This window comes from Nocardia abscessus (assembly GCF_015477775.1).
GTDB classification, from domain to species: Bacteria; Actinomycetota; Actinomycetes; order Mycobacteriales; family Mycobacteriaceae; genus Nocardia; species Nocardia abscessus_A.
In genome coordinates this window covers 994,848-1,011,842 of record NZ_JADLQO010000002.1, presented here as the reverse complement: position 1 = coordinate 1,011,842, position 16,995 = coordinate 994,848, and the positions used below count along the sequence as shown (strand labels likewise).

Annotated in this window: 10 protein-coding genes; 2 read left to right on the top strand and 8 right to left on the bottom strand. The window is 69.5% G+C overall.

All coding sequences use genetic code 11. The annotated features are described in order from the left end of the window. Positions 1–10: 10 nt before the first annotated feature. The 5 genes from IU450_RS10335 to IU450_RS10315 form a co-directional block, all read right to left on the bottom strand. Positions 11–973 carry a DUF1702 family protein gene (locus tag IU450_RS10335; RefSeq protein WP_195149468.1) on the bottom strand — a complete coding sequence of 321 codons (963 nt, stop codon included), beginning with the start codon at positions 971–973 and terminating at the stop codon, positions 11–13. Positions 974–1,064: 91 nt separating this feature from the next. Next, positions 1,065–2,285, bottom strand: coding sequence for an enediyne biosynthesis protein (locus IU450_RS10330; protein WP_195149467.1), 1,221 nt, complete (start codon positions 2,283–2,285; stop codon positions 1,065–1,067). Beyond that, a complete protein-coding gene (locus IU450_RS10325; RefSeq protein ID WP_324197608.1) occupies positions 2,282–4,294 on the bottom strand; it encodes a CRTAC1 family protein in 2,013 nt (670 codons plus the stop codon). Before IU450_RS10325 ends, IU450_RS10330 begins: the two co-directional genes overlap by 4 nt. Then, positions 4,291–5,715, bottom strand: a complete 1,425-nt coding sequence (locus IU450_RS10320) for an aminotransferase class I/II-fold pyridoxal phosphate-dependent enzyme (protein WP_195149466.1) — start codon at positions 5,713–5,715, stop codon at positions 4,291–4,293. Before IU450_RS10320 ends, IU450_RS10325 begins: the two co-directional genes overlap by 4 nt. Beyond that, positions 5,712–12,035 carry a type I polyketide synthase gene (locus IU450_RS10315; RefSeq protein WP_195149465.1) on the bottom strand — a complete coding sequence of 2,108 codons (6,324 nt, stop codon included), beginning with the start codon at positions 12,033–12,035 and terminating at the stop codon, positions 5,712–5,714. Before IU450_RS10315 ends, IU450_RS10320 begins: the two co-directional genes overlap by 4 nt. 460 nt (positions 12,036–12,495) lie before the next feature. Between IU450_RS10315 and IU450_RS10310 the strand changes: the two genes are divergently transcribed. Further along, positions 12,496–13,044 (top strand): ester cyclase, encoded by a 549-nt coding sequence (locus IU450_RS10310; RefSeq protein ID WP_195149464.1) that lies wholly within the window; start codon positions 12,496–12,498, stop codon positions 13,042–13,044. Between the two features lie 21 nt (positions 13,045–13,065). Here IU450_RS10310 and IU450_RS10305 read toward each other — a convergent pair whose 3' ends face one another. Next, entirely contained in the window at positions 13,066–13,791 is a 726-nt protein-coding gene (locus IU450_RS10305; protein WP_195149463.1) for a TetR/AcrR family transcriptional regulator, read from the bottom strand. Positions 13,792–14,595: 804 nt separating this feature from the next. Between IU450_RS10305 and IU450_RS10300 the strand changes: the two genes are divergently transcribed. After that, positions 14,596–15,720: an MAB_1171c family putative transporter gene (locus tag IU450_RS10300; RefSeq protein ID WP_195149462.1), complete on the top strand. Its 1,125-nt coding sequence runs from the start codon at positions 14,596–14,598 to the stop codon at positions 15,718–15,720. On the opposite strand, the gene IU450_RS10295 is transcribed toward IU450_RS10300, so the two are convergent. Together IU450_RS10295 and IU450_RS10290 are read right to left on the bottom strand one after the other, a co-directional pair. Beyond that, positions 15,717–16,118: a PaaI family thioesterase gene (locus IU450_RS10295; RefSeq protein WP_195149461.1), complete on the bottom strand. Its 402-nt coding sequence runs from the start codon at positions 16,116–16,118 to the stop codon at positions 15,717–15,719. The two genes, IU450_RS10300 and IU450_RS10295, sit on opposite strands and share 4 nt — an antisense overlap. Before the next feature lie 108 nt (positions 16,119–16,226). Next, positions 16,227–16,976 carry an SDR family oxidoreductase gene (locus IU450_RS10290; protein ID WP_195149460.1) on the bottom strand — a complete coding sequence of 250 codons (750 nt, stop codon included), beginning with the start codon at positions 16,974–16,976 and terminating at the stop codon, positions 16,227–16,229. Positions 16,977–16,995 lie beyond the last annotated feature (19 nt).

Here is a 16,995-nt window from a genome sequence, read left to right as displayed (position 1 = left end):
GCGGCGATCCTCAGGCCCGGCTCGCGGTGACGATGTCGGCGATCCGGTCCCGCCACAGCAGGTAGGTGCCGGAGGTGCCGTCGTCGGGCAGGTCGTCGAGCGAGGTCTCGATCAGCGCGTCGGTCTTCGCCACCGTGGTCCCGCAGAAGACCTGCGCCGCCGCCTCGCTGTGCTCGTTGACGCTGTTGGTCTGCTGCCTGATGCGCGCGACCATGGCCGAACCCAGCGACAGCTGCGGCCGGAACTCGCCGGCCACGTCCCAGAGTTCCTCCATCGCAGCCTGTTCCACACCACCGGCGAAGGTGACGGCGATGCCGACGCCGCTCCACAGGTCGGCGTGCCGCTTCGGGTCGAACTCGCCGACCAGGCGCACGACACCGGCCGGGCTGCCGCCGCCGATGAACCACAGCGCGCGTCCCATGCCCTGGTCCGCGATGCGCTTCAGGTTGTCGCGGTCGCCGAGCCAGCCGGGGTAACGGGTCTCGACGTGCTTTTCCCGCACGTAGCGCTGCATCTGGAAGAACGCCTTGTAGAAGCCGTAGCCGTCGATGGCCAGCCAGCGGAACAGCGGGTGCTGCGGGAACAGCTTCTTCCACCGGAGCTTCGGGATCTTCGCCATGGCGAGGCCGACTCCGACGTACATGGTCAGGGCGTATTCGCTGGCCGGTCCGTCGATCAGCTCGGCAGCGCGACGGCCGGGCGAGAGCGAGTCCATGGCGGTGAGCCCGACCGCGGCGCCTTCGTAGGCGAACCCGCGGTACTTCGGCGGCACTTGGAGCAGCGCGGCGATCAGCTCGTCGTTGTCCGAGCTGCGGACCGCGGAGTCGATGCCGCCGACCAGGTGCATGGTCACCTGCTCGAGTTCGAGCGCGGTGTGCTGGTCGGGCTGCTCGAATCCGCTGAGCACCCGGCGGACACTGGCTGGACTGGGGACGAAGAGGGCCGCGCGCAGCGGACCCAACGGCGAGGGCATGGGGTTCTCCAATCGTCGGAGGAATTCGGGGCGACCACGGTGACGCCGGTGCCGAAAGCGCCGAGCGCGCGGCGCGGCTCGGCGCGGTCGGTCATGAGCGGGCGGCCTCCGTCGCCGGCTCGGGTTCGCGTGCGATGTCGGCCTCCAGGTCGTCGGCCACCACGGGCTGCTCCGGTGCGCTCGGTGTCGCGCCGCGTTGCTGCCACCACTCGGCGAGGCCGCGCGCCCACCAGTAGACGCCGCGAGCGCCACAGACGATGACCAGCGCGATGAACAACCCGTAGGCGATGTGCAGCGCGGTGACCACGCCGTACATGATGCCGACCGAGGCGCCGAACATGATCTGGTGCTTCTTGCCCGACGGCGTGGTGCCCGGGTCGGTGACCATGTAGTTGGTGAACAACACGAAGGCCAGACCGGTCATCATGCTCAGACCGGCCAGGATCGAGACGTTCGGTTCGATGAGCCCGCGCACGATGGCCTGCAGCGCGAACGCGCCCACCCACGCCATGATCAGCGGCATCTTCAGCGTCAGCTTGGCGTTCAGCATGGTGCCGGTCATCAGCAGGCCGAGCACGATGAGCGCGTCCGCCGGTCCGGTGATGTACTCGGTGAAGTGGTACGGCGGCGCGACCGCGATCATCGGGAACACCAGGAAGCACACCACGACACCGAAGTTCGACGGGTTCATGAAGTGGCGCATCTTGCCGTTGATCTTGGCGCGCAGCACCCACTTCGTGCCGACCGCGACCACGATGCCGAAGATCACCGGCCACAGCTTGTCGTGCGCGAAGGTCAGGAAGTTGAACGCCAGACCGGTGATGTGCGCGGGCAACAGGAATTCGAACAGCCCACGCGGCCCACGGCCCAGGAAGGCGGGCGGGCGCTTGTACGCCCAGGCCGCCAGCACTTCCAGCCCGATCTCGGTGGAGTACGCGGTGGCCAGCGCGATGAACGGCCAGAGGAACGGCTGCTCGAAGCCGAGCAGCGGGAACCCGATCAGGTTGAAGATCGTGATCGAGATGGCGAAATTGCGCAGCGCGAGGTAGCGCGTGTCCTTGGTCGGCGCCGGTGTCTCCACCCATTCCTTGGCGAATTCGGTGCCCGACCGCTGTACGGCGGAGATGCGCTCCGCCGTGGTGAGGCTCGTTCCGTTGCCGTTACCCGTCGCGTCGGCTTTGCTCTGCGCGCCTGCGCTGTCGCCGGTGCCGCCGTGGGCGGCGCTGCCGTTGCCTTCGGTTGCCGAGGTTTCGTGGTGCCCGTTCGACGCGGCGGTCGCGTCGCCCGGGTCCTTGTTGTCGTTGTCGCTCATCGCTGCTTGACCTCCTGGGCGTCCGAGGCGAGGTTCACGGTGTGCCAGCCCGGCGCGAGCTGGAGGGTTTGTTCGTGCGGCGTGCCGTTGGTCTCCCGCCAGCGGAGCACGACGCTCAGCGGGGCGGCCGGATCCACGTCGCCGAGGCCGATGTGCACCTCGGTGGCGCGCTTGCCGGTGTGCCCGCTGCCGCCGTCGAGGTGGCTGGTGAGCAACCGGCCGTCCGCCGTGCGCACCTCGACCTGAGCGTCCACCGCCGGGACGCCCTGGGCCGGAAGACCGGCGATGGTCGTCGTGGTCGCGTTGCCCTCCCAGGCCGGCTTGAACAGCTTCAGGCCGAGGAACTGGCCGTTGTTCGCCTTGTTGTTGTGGTAGAAGGTCGGATCACCCCACTGGCGGGCGACGGCGAAGCTCAGCGCGCCGTTGCCGGAGGTGTCGCCGACGGCGATGCCACGCGAGGGGACGGGGGTGTCCATGCCGAGGGCGTGCGTGAGGTTGGCGAACTTGCCGTCGTCACCGCGGCTGAAGAAGCCGACCGGATCGCTGCCCGAGAGGTCGGCGTCCTCGCCGATGATCGGCCAGGACCACGGGTACTTGGTGAGGTTGTCGTTCATGGTGCCGAGTTCCTGGATCTGCGGCCACCGGTTGGTGTCGCCCTTGATCATGCCGGTGGCCTGGACCACTTCGTTGCGGCCGTCGTTGTCGAAGTCGTCGATCTTCGCGTCCCAGCCCCAGGTCTCCCAGGCCAGTCCGACGTCCGTCGCGCGGTTCTTGAACGGCGCCACGCCGTCGGCCAATTGACGTGCCGCGTCGGCGGTGTCCTTGGCGGTGTTGTAGAACGCGAAGTGGCCTTCCATCAGCGCGAAACGCACGGCGATATTGCTGACGAACAGGTCGGGCATGCCGTCGCCGTTCAGGTCGCCGAAGTCCGCGGCCATCCCTTTGTCCGAATCATGGCCCAGCACATACGACTTCGGCTCGATGATGCCGCGCTCGCCCTCGGCGAAGCCGAAGCGGATCTGACCCGGCGTCGACCGGTTGACGAACAGGCGGTCGCGCCCGAAGTCGTTGGCCACGTAGAGCTCCGGCAGCTGATCGCCGTTCAGGTCGGACGCGGCGGCGGCCAGCGCCCAACCGGTGTCCATGCCGATCGGGAACGGGTTGGCCACCTCGCGGTAGTCGGCGGTCGGTTCGTCGCCCGCCTTGGCGGAGGCGAGGGTGAAGATCCGGTCCTTGCCGCCGTTGCGCGCGTTGGACAGCGAGTCGGTCATCCACAGCGCGAGCTGGCCCTCCTCGGAGAGCACGTCCATGTCGTCGAAGTACTGGCCCAGGTAGATGTCCGGCTTGCCGTCGCCGTCGAAGTCGGAGACCGAGACCGCCGCGGTGATCCACCGCTCGCCTTCGTAGTGCCCGTCCGGGGTGTTCGGGGTGGGGACGATGTCGATCGGGCGGAAGGCCTTGGCCTCCAGCCGGGTCGCGTTGGCGCGCTGCAGGTACAGGATCGGCGTGCGGCCGTAGTACGACACCAGCGCGTCCATTCGGCCGTCACCGTTGAAGTCGCCGGGAACGCAACCCGAAGGCACGGTGGAGGAGTCGGCGGGCAACGGCTTCGGATCGAGCACGAACGGCTCGTACCGGCCGGTGTTGCTGTCCGGCGTCGGAGTGATGAAGGCCGTGTCGGAGCGGGGGTCGACTACGCACAGGTCGTCGGCCAGCCGGTTGCCGTCGAAGTCGTTCATCGCGATCGCCGCGCCGACCGAGGAGATCCAGGCCGACAGGTGCTTGTACGGCTCGCGCAGCTCGCGGATCTTGCGATCGGTCGGCAGTCCCTTGGGCAGCGCGATCGGCATCGCGGTGAAGTCGAACTTGCTCGCGATCGGCCCACCGGCCTCGTCGTAGGTGGGCAGCAGCGTCGAACGAGCCGGAATGAACAGCGAGCCCATCAGCAGCAGCGCCACCCCGGGCACCACCGCTTTTCGGAGGAGGGATCGGTTGATGGGAATTTTCACGAGTGCTGCTCCTCATGGGCGAGTGTGAATTGCTGTCCCGCGGTGTCCGCGAGTCCGTCGAGCACCTCGCGCAGCGTGGCCAGCGCCTGATCCATTTGCTGCTCGGTGTGCCTGCAGTTGATGAAGAACCGCAGCCTTGCCTCCCCGGCCGGGACGACCGGGTGGGTGATGGCGTTCACGCTGAAATCGCGCTGCAGCATGGCCAGCGCCGCCAGCACGGCGGGTTCGTCGGCGCCGGTCATGACCGGGATGATCGGCGAGTCCTCGGACGTACCGATGTCGAAGCCGTACTCCCTGGCGCGGCGGTGGAAGTACGCGCTGTTGTGCCGCAGCCGGGTCACGCGTTCGGGCTCCTCGCGCAGCACCTGGAGTCCGGCCAGCGCCGCGCCGATGGCCGAGGGTGCGGGTGCGGCGGTGTACATGCTCAAACCGCCCGCGACGTACTTGAATCCGTCGACCAGTTCCCGGTTTCCGGCGAGATAGCCGCCGACGCTGCCGAGCGCCTTGGACAGGGTGCCCATCCAGACGTCGACGGCGTCGCCGGGCAGGTCGAACAATTCACGAACGCCGTGCCCGGTCGCCCCGAGCGTGCCGAACGAGTGCGCCTCGTCGATCATGATCGAGCAGTCGTAGCGGCGGGCCACCTCGATGATCTCGGGCAGCCGGACCACGTCGCCGTCCATGCTGTAGAGGCCCTCGATGATCACCATGGCCCGGTCGAAACTGCGCCGCGACATCTTCAGGATGGTCTCCAGCGACTCGGGATCGTTGTGCCGGAAGGAGACCCGCTTGCAGCGTGACCACTCGGTGCCGGAGACCACGCTGTGGTGGATCAGCGCGTCGCAGACCGCGAGATCGCGCTTGCCGAGCAGGAATCCGACCGCGGCGGCATTGGTGAGGTAGCCGCTGGCGGTCACCAGCGCGGCCTCGGTGTCGTAGACGCGGGCGAGCTCGGCTTCCAGCTCGCGGTAGATCGGCAGCTCGCCCGCCACGATGCGCACTGCGGCGGCGGAGGTGCCGTACTGATCGATCGCGTCCTTGGCGGCTTGCCGCACCCGCGGGTCGGCGGCCAGGTCCAGGTAGCCGAAGCTGCTGAAGTTCACCACGTCCCGGTCGGCCATCCTGGTCACCGCACCGCTGATGCCCTCGTGCGGCAAGTAGTACGGGTTGACCAGACCGACCTGGTTGACCCAGGCGTCGAACCGGCCGAACCGCTGCCCGGCCTCCAGCACGCCGGGGTGGTCACGGAAGGAGGTGTGCGCGACTCCGCGTGGCGCCGTGGCGCCGTTGGCGGGGGCCGCGGTGGCGGAGCCGTTCGCGGCTCGCGCACCGTTGGTCGTCGCCGGGGCGGCGGTCGTCTCACCGCCCGCGTGCCTGGCCAGCAGTGCGCGGGCCAGCTCCCTGGAGTTGTTGTCCGTCATTCGTCCTCGCTCCTCGCCGCGCGCTCTTCTTCCTGGGCAATCTGCTCGGCAATCCGCGCGCCGAGCCCGCGCAACGTCAGTCCGATCACGGCGAGCACCGACAGCTGGGTGCCGAGCACCTGCACCACGCGGGCGCCGAACTCCATGCCCATCAGCGAGTCCATACCGAGTTCGGGTAGCGGGGTGTTCAGGTCCACGGTCTCGGCGTCGACGCCGAGCACCGCGGCGAGCTGTTCGGCGAGCAGGTAGGCCACCACCTCCCCGCGCTGCTCGAGACCCAGCTGGAGGATCTCCGCCCGCAGGGCACCCGCGCCCGACGCACCGCCGCCCGCGGCCGCCACCTGGTCGGCGAAGCGCGGCGTGCGGGTGGACGGGCGGTGCGCCAGCGCCCACTGGCTCCAGTCCACGTCGAACAGCACGATCTGCGGCAGATCCAGCCGCAGGCACTCGCCGAGCAGATCGGTGGCCACGTCCATGTCCACCGAGCGGTAACCGGTCATCTCCGCGTACCGGCTGACCGCCTCGTAGTCGGCCATACCGCCGCCACCGCTCATGAAGCCCCAGTTCACCGCCAGCGCGGCGGCGCCGCGGGCGCGGCGGGCTGCGGCGATCATGTCCAGGACGGAATTGGCCGCCGCGTAACCGAATTGCGGCGAGATGCCGACGATGCTGCTCGCCGAGGAGAACAGCACGAACATGTCGAGTTCGATGTCGGCGGCCGTGACGGCGGTGTCCAGGTTGACCGCGCCTGCGACCTTGGGACCGAAGATCTCCGCCAGCGACTCCGCGGTGATCTGCGGGACCTCGAGGTTGTTCACCACACCGGCCGCGTGGAACACCCCGCGCAGCGGATGCCCGCTGGTCTGGATGCGGTCGAGCAGGGCGGCGACGGCGTCGTAGTCGGCCATGTCGAGGCGTTCCTCGACGACTTCCGCACCGGCGGCGGTGAATTCGTCGATCGCGGCGCGGGCCGCGTCCGTGGTGGCGCCGCTGCGCCCGGCCAGCACCAGACGACGCGCGCCGATCCGCACCAGCCAGCGCGCGGTGGCCAGGCCGAACGCGCCGAAGCCGCCGGTGACCAGGTAGCTGGCCGCCGGGTCGATCGGCAGGCCGGGCCGTGCGGCCAGCACCGTCGGCTCCGGTTCGCGCAGGTCGAGCACGACTCGGCCGATCTGCTTGGACCGCACCACGGTTTCGAACGCCTCGGCGGTGGCGTCGAGCGTGAACGCGGTGTAGGGGAGGTACTCATAGGTGCCGTCGTTCAGGGCGTCCATCGCCCGCCGTGCCGAGCGGCGGACCAGTTCGGGGCGCACGGCCAGGGCGCGGTCCATGTCCACGGCGAAGAACGACAGGTTCCGGTCGAACGGGCGCAGGTCGATCGCGCCGCCGCCGTAGATGTCGGCCTTGCCGATCTCGATGATCCGGCCGAATTCGGCGGCCGCCCGCAGGTTCTGCTGGAGGATCTCGCCGGGGGAGGAGTTGTAGACCACGTCGACGCCGCGACCGCCGGTCAGCGCGAGCACGTCGTCGACGAAGCTGATCGAGCGCGAGTTGACCACCTCGTGCGCGCCCGCGGCCGCGGCCACCGCGCGGCGCTCGTCCGAACCCGCCGTCGCAATGACGCGCGCGCCGAGACGCACCGCCACCTGGACCGCGGCCATGCCCATGCCGCCCGCCGCGCCGTGCACCAGCACCGTCTCGCCCGGTTGCAGGTGTGCGAGCTCGCCGAAGGCGAATTCGGCGGTGAGGAAGGGCAGCACCGAGCTGGAGTGGCAGGGGTCGAGGACCGAGTCCGGGTAGTTCAGGGGCATGGTGGCGCCTTCGTCGGGCCGGAGGGTGACGTGGCGGCGGACCAGATCCTTGGCGCACACCGACATCTCGTCGCCGACCGCGACCTCGGTCACGCCAGGACCCACCCGCTCGACCACGCCGAATCCGTCCATGCCCAGATCGGTGCCGAAATACGTTCCTGCCAGCTCTTTTTCGGTGAGCACACCGAGCGCTTTGAGCGCGTCCTTGTAGTTGAGGCCCACCGCGTCCATCCGGATCTCGACCTCGCCGGGACCGGGCGCTACGCGCTCGACCGCGCGCCATGCCAGATCCGACAGCAACCGCGAGCGCGGAATCTCCAGACGGAAAGAGGCTTCCGGGTCGGTCAGCGGCGCGGCCTCGTCCCAGGCCGCCAGATGTTCCCGCAGGGACTTGCGCAGGTGCAGCGCCCAGCACGCGCCCGCGCGCAGCGCGACCTCGTCGGCGCGTCCGTCGCCGAGCACCTGCTCGACGATGTCGGCGGCGCGCGTGGCCGGTTCGGTGTCGACCAGTCGCCACTGCACCGCGGGTTGCTCGTTGCGCAGGGTGCGCCTTGCGCCGGTGAGCGCGGCCTGCGCGGGATGCGCGAACGCGTCGATCGGCAGGCAGAACGCCTGCTCGGTGACCACCACCGCGCGCACCTCGGCCGCCGCGGCGTCGTCTTCCTCGCCGACCACCAGCTCGCCGACCGCCTTGGCGACCAGCGCGAGCCCGTAGGCGTTGGGCACCGCGTCCAGTTCGGCGCCGGACACCACGACGAGGCGGCTGCGCGTCACACCGGGCCGCTCGCGGGCGGCGCGCAGGGTCGCCAGCACGCGATCCGCGGCGCCTGCCTGCTCCGGCGCCAAGGTGAGGATCTCCGACGCGGCGCGGGCGCTGGCGATTTCCTTCGCGCGCTGGGAGACGGTGCTGCCCAGACTGACCACGAGTAGGAACTCCTCCCCACCCGCGGGTTCGTCGGCGGCCGCCGAGTCGTCGACGATGGACCACACCGGCTCGTAGAACAGGCCGTCGAGGTGGTCGTGCAGATCCGGCTCGGCCGCCAGACTGGCGAACCGCACGCCCGAGAGAGCGAGTACCACAGCGCCTTCCGGTGTGGCGACCGTGATGTCGGCGCACAGCGGGTCACCGTCCACCCGGCGGACCAGCACGACCGCGTGCTCCGGTAGCGGCCCGGTCCAGCGGACCCCGGCGACCGAGGACGGCACCACGACGCTCGCCCCGTGCGCGGTCTGGGCATACAGCGCGGCGAAGCACTGCAGCGCCGCGTCGACCGCCGCCGGGTGGGCCAGGTGCGGCAGGCTCGGCGCGCTGCCCGCCAGCGGCGCGAGATCGAGTCGGGCCAGCACAGAGTCGGCGCCGACTCGCGCCGCGGTGATCAGCCGGAAGCTGGGCCCGTAGGCCAGGCCGTGGGCGGCGAGGCCGTCGTAGAGCGTCGCCGCGGCCACGTCCACCGCGTCCGCCGCGGGCGTGAGGTCGATCGTGCGCGCGTCCACGTCCGCCTCGATCAGCCTGCCGTGCGCGTTGACCGTCCAGGTGGTTGCGGTGGCGGCGCGCGAGCGCAGGGTGAACCGGTGGGTGGTCTCCTCGACGGTGAGGCGCAGTACGGGCACGTCGTGCTGTGCGATCACCAGGGGCGCGACGAACTGGACCGACTCGAGTCCGAAGGTGGTGCGGCCGGTGCGGACCGCGACGGCGCTGAGCGCGGCGTCCAGATAGGCCGCGCCCGGCAGAACGACCGATCCGTCCACGACGTGATCGGGCAGCCACGGCAGCGCGGCCACCGACAGCTCGACCTCCCATTCCGGCGCGGACGCCGCCGTGCGCTGGCCGAGCATGACGTAACCGTCGGTCGCGCCGACGCGGTCGGCCTCGATCGCGGGGTCCTCGGTCCACAGCGTGCGGCGCTGCCACGGGTAGCGGGGCAGATCCAGATGCGCGACAGGCGTTTCCGGCGCGCCGGGCGGGTGCGTGGTGTCGAGCCCGCCCACCTGGTACAGCTCACCCACGGCGCGCAGCAGGTTGTCGTGGTCGTCGGCGTTGCGCGACAGGGTGCTGATCGCCGCGCCGTCGAGGCCGCGGCGCACGAACGCCTCCTTGATGTTGCCGCTGAGCACCGGGTGCGGTCCCACCTCCAGGAAGACCCGATGACCCGCGTCGAGCAAGCTGTCCACGGCCGCGCCGAAGCGCACCGGTTCGCGCACGTTTCGGCACCAGTATTCGGCGTCCCAGTCCGGGCCGGACAGTTCGCCGCCGGTGACGGTGGACCAGATCGGCACCCGCGCCGGTCGCGGCGTGAGACCGGCCAGCGCCGTCGTGAGGTCGCCGAGGATGGGGTCCATCAGGTGGCTGTGATAGGGCACCTCGACGCGCAGCGCCTTGGCGAAGACGCCTTCCTCGGTGAGTTCGGCTCGGATGCGGTCCAATTCGGCGAGGTCGCCGGACAGCGTCGCCGCCGAGTGGCTGTTGATCGCCGCGACGCAGACGCCCGCCACGCCCGCGAGGCGCTCGTGCAGTTGCTCCTCCGACAGGCCGACGGCCAGCATGCCGCCGGTGCCCGCGGTGGTGGCCTGCAACCGGGCGCGGTGACAGCTCACCAGCAGCGCGTCGCGCAGCGACAACGAACCCGAGGCGTAGGCCGAGGCCACTTCGCCGACGCTGTGGCCGACCACCGCGGCCGGATGGATGCCGAGTTCGGCGAGTTCGGCCATGAGCGCGGCCTGGACCAGGAAATTCGCCGGCTGTGCGTAGGCGGTCCCGGTGATTCGCGACTCCTCTTCCGGGCGCAGGAGTTCCTCGACGATCGACCAGCCCGCGATTTCGCGGAAGACCTCGTCGATCGAGCGCGCGGCCGCGGCGAAGCGCCCGTTGGCCTCGAGCAGGCCGCGGGCCATGCCCCACCACTGCGGGCCCATGCCGCTGAACACGAACACCGGCTGGGTGGAGCCGTCGGTGAGCGCGCGGGCCGGTGACTTGCCCGCTCCCGCGGCGAAATCGGCCAGTTGGGCACGCAGGTCGTCGGCATCCCGGTACCCGAACGCGGCGCGGAGGGGATGGTGCGCGCGCTGGGTCCAGGCCGCTTCGGTCACCGCGTCCACCGGGGCGGTCTCGGTGAGGTCGTGCAGCTGGGTGGCCATGGTGCGCAGCGCGGTCTCGTTGCGGGCCGACAGCGGCAGCACGGTGATCGGCGTCCGCGCGGCGTCCGCGGGCGCGGGGAGTTCGGGCGCGCGGGTGAGGATCGCGTGGGCGTTGGTGCCGCCGTAGCCGAAGCTGTTGACCGCCACCGCGGCCCGGCCGTCGTCGTTGGGCAGCGGTTCGGTCGCCAGCGGAATGCGTACCCGCAGTTCGTCGAACCGGATCTCCGGGTTCGGGTTGTCCAGCCGCAGTTGCGGGGCGATGACGCCGTGGTGCAGGGTCAGCGCGGCCTTGATGACGCCCGCGACGCCCGCGGCGGCCTCGGTGTGCCCGATGTTGTTCTTCACCGAGCCGACCGGCAGCGGGTCGTCGCGGCCGTCGACCGCGCCGTACACCGCACCGAGGGCGGCCAATTCGAGCGGGTCGCCGACCGGGGTGCCGGTGCCGTGTGCCTCCACGAAACGGATGTCGTGCGCGTCGATGCCCGCCAGCCGGTGCACCCGCCGCGCCAGGGCCTCCTGCGCGACCGGGTTGGGCACCGGGATCGCCAGCGTGCGGCCGTCCTGGTTGACGCCGCTGCCGCGCACCACCGCGTAGATCCGGTCGCGGTCCCGGACCGCCGCGTCCAGCGTCTTCAGCACCACCGCGCCTGCGCCCTCGCCGCGTCCGTAGCCGTCGGCGGCCGCGTCGAAGGACTTGCACCGGCCGTCGACCGCCAGGAACCGGCCTTTGCACATGGAGATGAACGCCTCGGGCCGCAGCATCGCGTTGGCGCCGCCGACGATCGCCGATTCACACTCGCCCGACTCCAGCGCGAGCACCGCCTGATGCAGCGCGACCAGGGAGGACGAGCAGGCGGTGTCGATGGTCATGGTGGGCCCGAGCAGGTCCAGAAGGAACGCGATGCGGGCCGAGAGCAGCGTGTGCGACGAGCTGGTCGGGCTGTGGCTGTTGATCGAGGCGCGGGACATCGAACCGCTGCGCACCAGCGCGTTGTCGTTCATGAAGCCGCCGACGAACACGCCGACCTCGCGCCCGCCGACCCGGCCTGCCATCCCGGCGTCGTCGAGCGCCTCCCAGGCGACTTCGAGCAGCAGCCGCTGCTGCGGGTCCATGATCGACGCTTCGCGCTGGGAGATGCCGAAGAACTCGGCGTCGAACTCCCACAGCGACTGGGTCAGGAAGCCACCGTGCCTGGTGTACATCCGGCCGGGCGCGTCCGGGTCGGGGTCGTAGAACTTCGCGAGGTTCCAGCGATCCGCCGGCACTTCCACGATGCCGTCGCCCTTGCGCACGACAAGGTCCCAGAAAGAGTCCGGCCCGTCGATTCCGCCCGGAAAACGGCAGCCGATACCGACAATTGCTACATTGGGCATGCAAAATCCCCTGGTGCTCAGGTATTCGAAAAATCGCCGACGCGTTTTTCCGTCGAGCGTCTTCGAATCAGCGTGGAGACAACCGGAATCGCGGCGCCGGTAAACCTGTTCGGCCGTGAGCGTCGTCCGGAGTGAAGTGGTTCCGCGGTAGGAGGTCAGTGTCCACCCATGGTAGGAGGACCGATTCGCGAAGGTCAATACGGAACTGTGCGGCCGGAGGCCGAAAAATGTTGCACGGGAGGTAATGCCGAACTCGTTATCATCGCAGTTCAGCGCCGGTATGACGGTATTATTCTGCTGTTATTACACGGTTATAGCAGCCCGAATGCGGTCGATTACACCGTTATTCCGATGTTATTCCGGTGCGTCCCGGCGCCGAGCTGCCGGAAGCTGTTGAGTGCGCGCTCGATTCGTGGCTACCATGACTCGTCGAATACGCACTGGGCGAAAGGCGATGGGCGTGGATCCGTACAACACCGGGCAGTTCCGTATCGAGCCGGAGGCCGAACCCATCGAAAGCCTCGCCTGGCTGCTCGGGTTCACCGAGCGATACATCGCGGGCTGGAACAGCGGGGACGGTGCGGCGGTCGCGAAATGCGTCACCGAGGACACGATCTGGCACGACCCTTCGCTGGACGCGCCCGCGCACGGGCGAGCGGGGGTGGAGAAATTCGTCGCCGACACGGTGCGCTCGTTCCCGGATGTGGCCTACACCAACCCGTTTCCGCCGGTGCTCGCCGCGGACGACCGGATCGCCCTGGTGCCGTGGCGAATGACCGGTACCCATCTCGGGCCGATCGATCCGCCCGGCTTCGGGCCGACCGGCAAGCGGATCGACCTGCTGGTCATCGACGCGTGGCAGTTCCGCTCGGGGCTGATCTGGCGTAGCCAGGCCACCTGGGACCTGACGGAGATGTTGCTGCAATTGGGTCTGATGCCGCCGCGCGGAAGCGCCGCCGAGCGCGCGATGGCCCGCGCCCAGCGGTTGCGGTCCCGGCTGCCGTTCTGACCGGTACCCGGCCCGCGGGGTTCAGTCGCCGAATCGCTCGGCGAAGCGCTCCACCGCGAGCAGGACCGAGGCGCCGACGGTCTCCAGTTCGGCGCCCATGCCGACGAGCAGATTCACGATCGCGGGCACCAGCACTTCGAGCAGGCCGTCGTCACCGAGGTGTCCGGCCATCTCCAATTGGACGAAACCGAACAGGCCCATCCAGAGCTGCGCCGCGGCCGAACGGACGTCGGAGGTGTTGATCAGCCCGGCGTCCTGTGCGCGCTGCACCGCGCCGACCACGTTGTCGAAGGTCTCCGCGTAGTGCTCGAACTCCGAATCGTGCCCGGCCACGAGCACGTTGCCGCGGTTGATCTTCATGTCGATGCGTGTGCCGGTGCCGAACATCAGCTGGAAAAGCTCCGGCCTGCGCTGGGCCTCGTCCCGGAACACCAGGCCGAGCACGAGCAGATCGGTGATCGGCTCCTCGCTCACCCCGGCCGCGTTCATGCGCTCGGCCAGTTGCGCGAAGCCGGCCGAACCCGCCGCCCGGATCAGGCCGGGCATTCCCCCGAAATTGGAGTACACGGCCATCGTGGAGACTCCGCACATGCGCGAGACGCGGCGGACGGTGAGTGCGTGCAAACCCTCGGTGGACACCACCTCGACGGTCGCGTCGATCAGGCGATCGCGCAGGGCGGTGTTCATCGAGTCCGTCCCGGCAGGGCGCACGGCTAGTTCGGTTGTTCCGGCAGTCTGCTTGCTCATCGCTTCCGTTTCCCCGAACACGGTCAAGCCGTGACGCATAGATCCGCTAGTGCGCTGTCTTCGGGAACGCGGTATCGCGGCGCGGCCGAGCACCCTCCGGTCGTCGCCACCGCGAAGGCCGGTCTCGCGGCCGTCGACCGCGGCCGGAGTGCCCGGCCCTGCCCTGTCAGTGCCAACGGAACGACATCTGTTCCGATCGATGCACCATCGACTCGCTCGGTCCGGAAAGCTGATCGTGGTTCATCGCGCACAGATATCTCCGTTCTTGCCGCACGAACGGGCGGGCAGAGCATGAGGTGGGACCGCGTTCGCGGACTACGAAGAGTAGGCGCACCCAGCGAGAGGTGCGTGTCGGAAGTGAGTGTCGTCACTGAAACTCTATGTGATACAGCGTAACATCGACGCACGATACGCCAAATGTTTTGCGCCCTTTTCGAATTCGTCGCGCGGCGACGCGTTGTGAGATCGGACGACGTTGTGAGATCGAACGACGGAGACGCCGAAGTGATGGGTGCGGTGACAATCGCCGTCCATCCCGGCATCGGCACGCGCTTTCGCAAACTGGACAAAGGGGACACGGGCTCGGTGAACGAGTGAGCGTATCGCGTATTTGTCAAGATCGACCTCGAATGTGCGGAAGCGGCGACTTGCCGGTCCCGGGAACACTCCGGGAAGGGGGAATCACCGGCGAGGGGATGACGCGCCTCGGTAATCGGCTGCTGCCGCTTCTCGATCTGCGCGGTCACGAACACGCGGCAACGTTATCGTTCGCAGAGGACAGTTTCGCGGGTGGGAGGTCGGCCGATGTCGTCATCGATTTCGGGAATCGTCGCGTGGCCGGTAATCGGCTTCGTCGCCGCCGTTCTGGCGGGCCGGTGGTTGCTGGTACGCGACACGCCCGTCGATAAACTGCTGAATCAGCTGTTCCTCTGGGGTTTGCTGAGTCTGCTGCTGTATCGCTGCACCATGACACCCGGCATCGCGAGCCTCGCTCATCAGCTCTCGCTCGGCTGCACGGTGATGGCGTCGATGTGCTTGCAGGGGATCGTCCGCATCTGGGCCTTCGACGCCGACCCGGCCGCGGTCCGGCGCAGGCACCGCGTCTGCTGTGTGCTCGCGGCCGCGTCCACCGCCGCGATCCTGTGGGCTGGCACGTCGGCGCGGCAGGAAGGCAGACCGGTCGACCTGACGCTGGACGTCGAGGGATTGGTGGTGTGGACCGCCTTCGGCCTACCGCTGCTGGTCAACGTCTCGCTGCTGGCCCGCATGTGCGTCCGTGAGCTGCGGACCGGCGGTATCGACCTGGCGGAAAAGCTGGTGTGCGGCCTGATGATCTGGGCGGCAACACTGTTCGGGGTGAACCTGGTGCTCTCGACGGTGCGGGCGATCACCGGATGGCAGCGCTGGGGCACCCATCTGATCAGGATCGAAGCGACGGTCACCATCTGCCTGGCGCTCGACGCGACGGTGATCGCCATTCCGCTGATCCGGTCGCTGCTGGCCACGGCGGAACTCGATCGAGCCGGACGGTTCTGCCGCAGACTGCGCCCGCTGTGGCGCGATCTCACCACGGCGGTGCCCGAGATCGTGCTGCGGCCCGCGGTGGGCGAGCGGGCCGACCCGGGGACGCAGCTGCTGCGGATGACGGTGGAGATCCAAGACGCGCTGCTGCATCTCGGTCGCTACGCCCCCGCGCCGCCCGGCTCGAGGTGCGCGATGACCGACTACGCACACCAAGTGGCGTGCGCGGCGGTCGCGCGAAAGGCGGGGTCGGCGCCGATCGGAGCGAACTCGGCCCGGCTACCGGTCCCGGCGGCGGATTTCGACGCCGAGCTGCGGCAGTTGCTCGATCTCGCCCGGGTCTGGCCCGCGGCCCGCGCGTCGGCGGGCGAGCGGGCGCCGGTGGCCGTCGGCGCCGGCGTCGGCTAGAGCACCGCTTGGGTCTGGGTGACCTTCGCGACCAGTTTGTCCGCGTCGTCCCGGATCACCGTCTCGACCACGATGAACGAGCGTCCGGCGTGCAGCGGCGCTGCCGAGGCGATGGCATGCCCCGAGCGGACCGCGCGCAGGAAATTGGTCTTCGACTCCACCGTGGTGGTGCCCTGCTTGCCTTCGGGCAGGTTCAGATACGCGCAGACCGCGCCGGTGGCGTCGGCCAGCGACATCAGCACACCGCCGTGCAGCATGCCGCCGAGTGTGCACAGCGATTCGTCCCAGGCCAGGCGGCTGCGGACCAGTTCCGGTCCGTGCGCGAGGACTTCGATGCCGAGGCGTTCGGTGAACGGCATGGTCTGGTGGAACAGTTCGGTGCCCAACTCATCGATCATGGCCGTGATCCTGCCCGCCGCGAGTCATCGAGTCGATTACCTGGCGGGTAATCGACGGCTGCCCGCCCTGTCGCGCAACGGTGACCTCCACAGGTGTAGGCGGCGGGCTCAGCTCATCCGTGTCACGAGGGCGTCGGGTAGGCGGGGGAGGGCGAAATCGATCAGGCGCCACGGCCATCCCGGCACGCAGGCCCGGCGGCGCTCTTTCTCGATGGCGGCGACCATCGCCGCCACACCCTTGTCCAGGGGCGCCACCATCCGCGCGTCACCCGCTTTGGCCGCCATGTCGGTGGCGATGAATCCCGGCAGCAGCGTGGTCACCGCGATCGGCGTGCCGGCCAACTCGGTGGCGAGTCCCTCGCCGAGCGCGGCGAGGCCCGCCTTGCTCGCCGAGTAGGCCGCCTTCTTGCCCGGGAGCCCGCGCACCGCGCTCATCGAGGAGACGAGGACGAGATGTCCGGCGTCGCGGGCGCGGAATATCTCCAGCGCCGCTTCCGCCTGCGCGAGTGCGCTGACGAAGTTCGTCGTCGCCGTCGCGATGTTCGCGTCGGCCCGGCCGCTGCCGACGCGCGCTCCCTTGCCGATCCCGGCGTTGACGATCACGCGGTCCAGTCCACCGAGTTCATCGTGCAATTCGCCGAACACCACCGGCACCGCCGCGTGATCGTCCACGTCGAGTGCGCGGATCGCGACGGTGACGCCGGGATGGGCGGCCGCCAGCTCGTCGCGCAGCGCTGTGAGCGCGTCCAGCCTGCGGGCACACAGCGCGAGATCGCGGCCCATGGCCGCGAAGTTCCGCGCCATGGCGGCCCCGAGGCCCGCGCTCGCGCCGGTGATCAGAATCTTGCTCCTCGTCATGCGGCCGACCCTAGCGCCT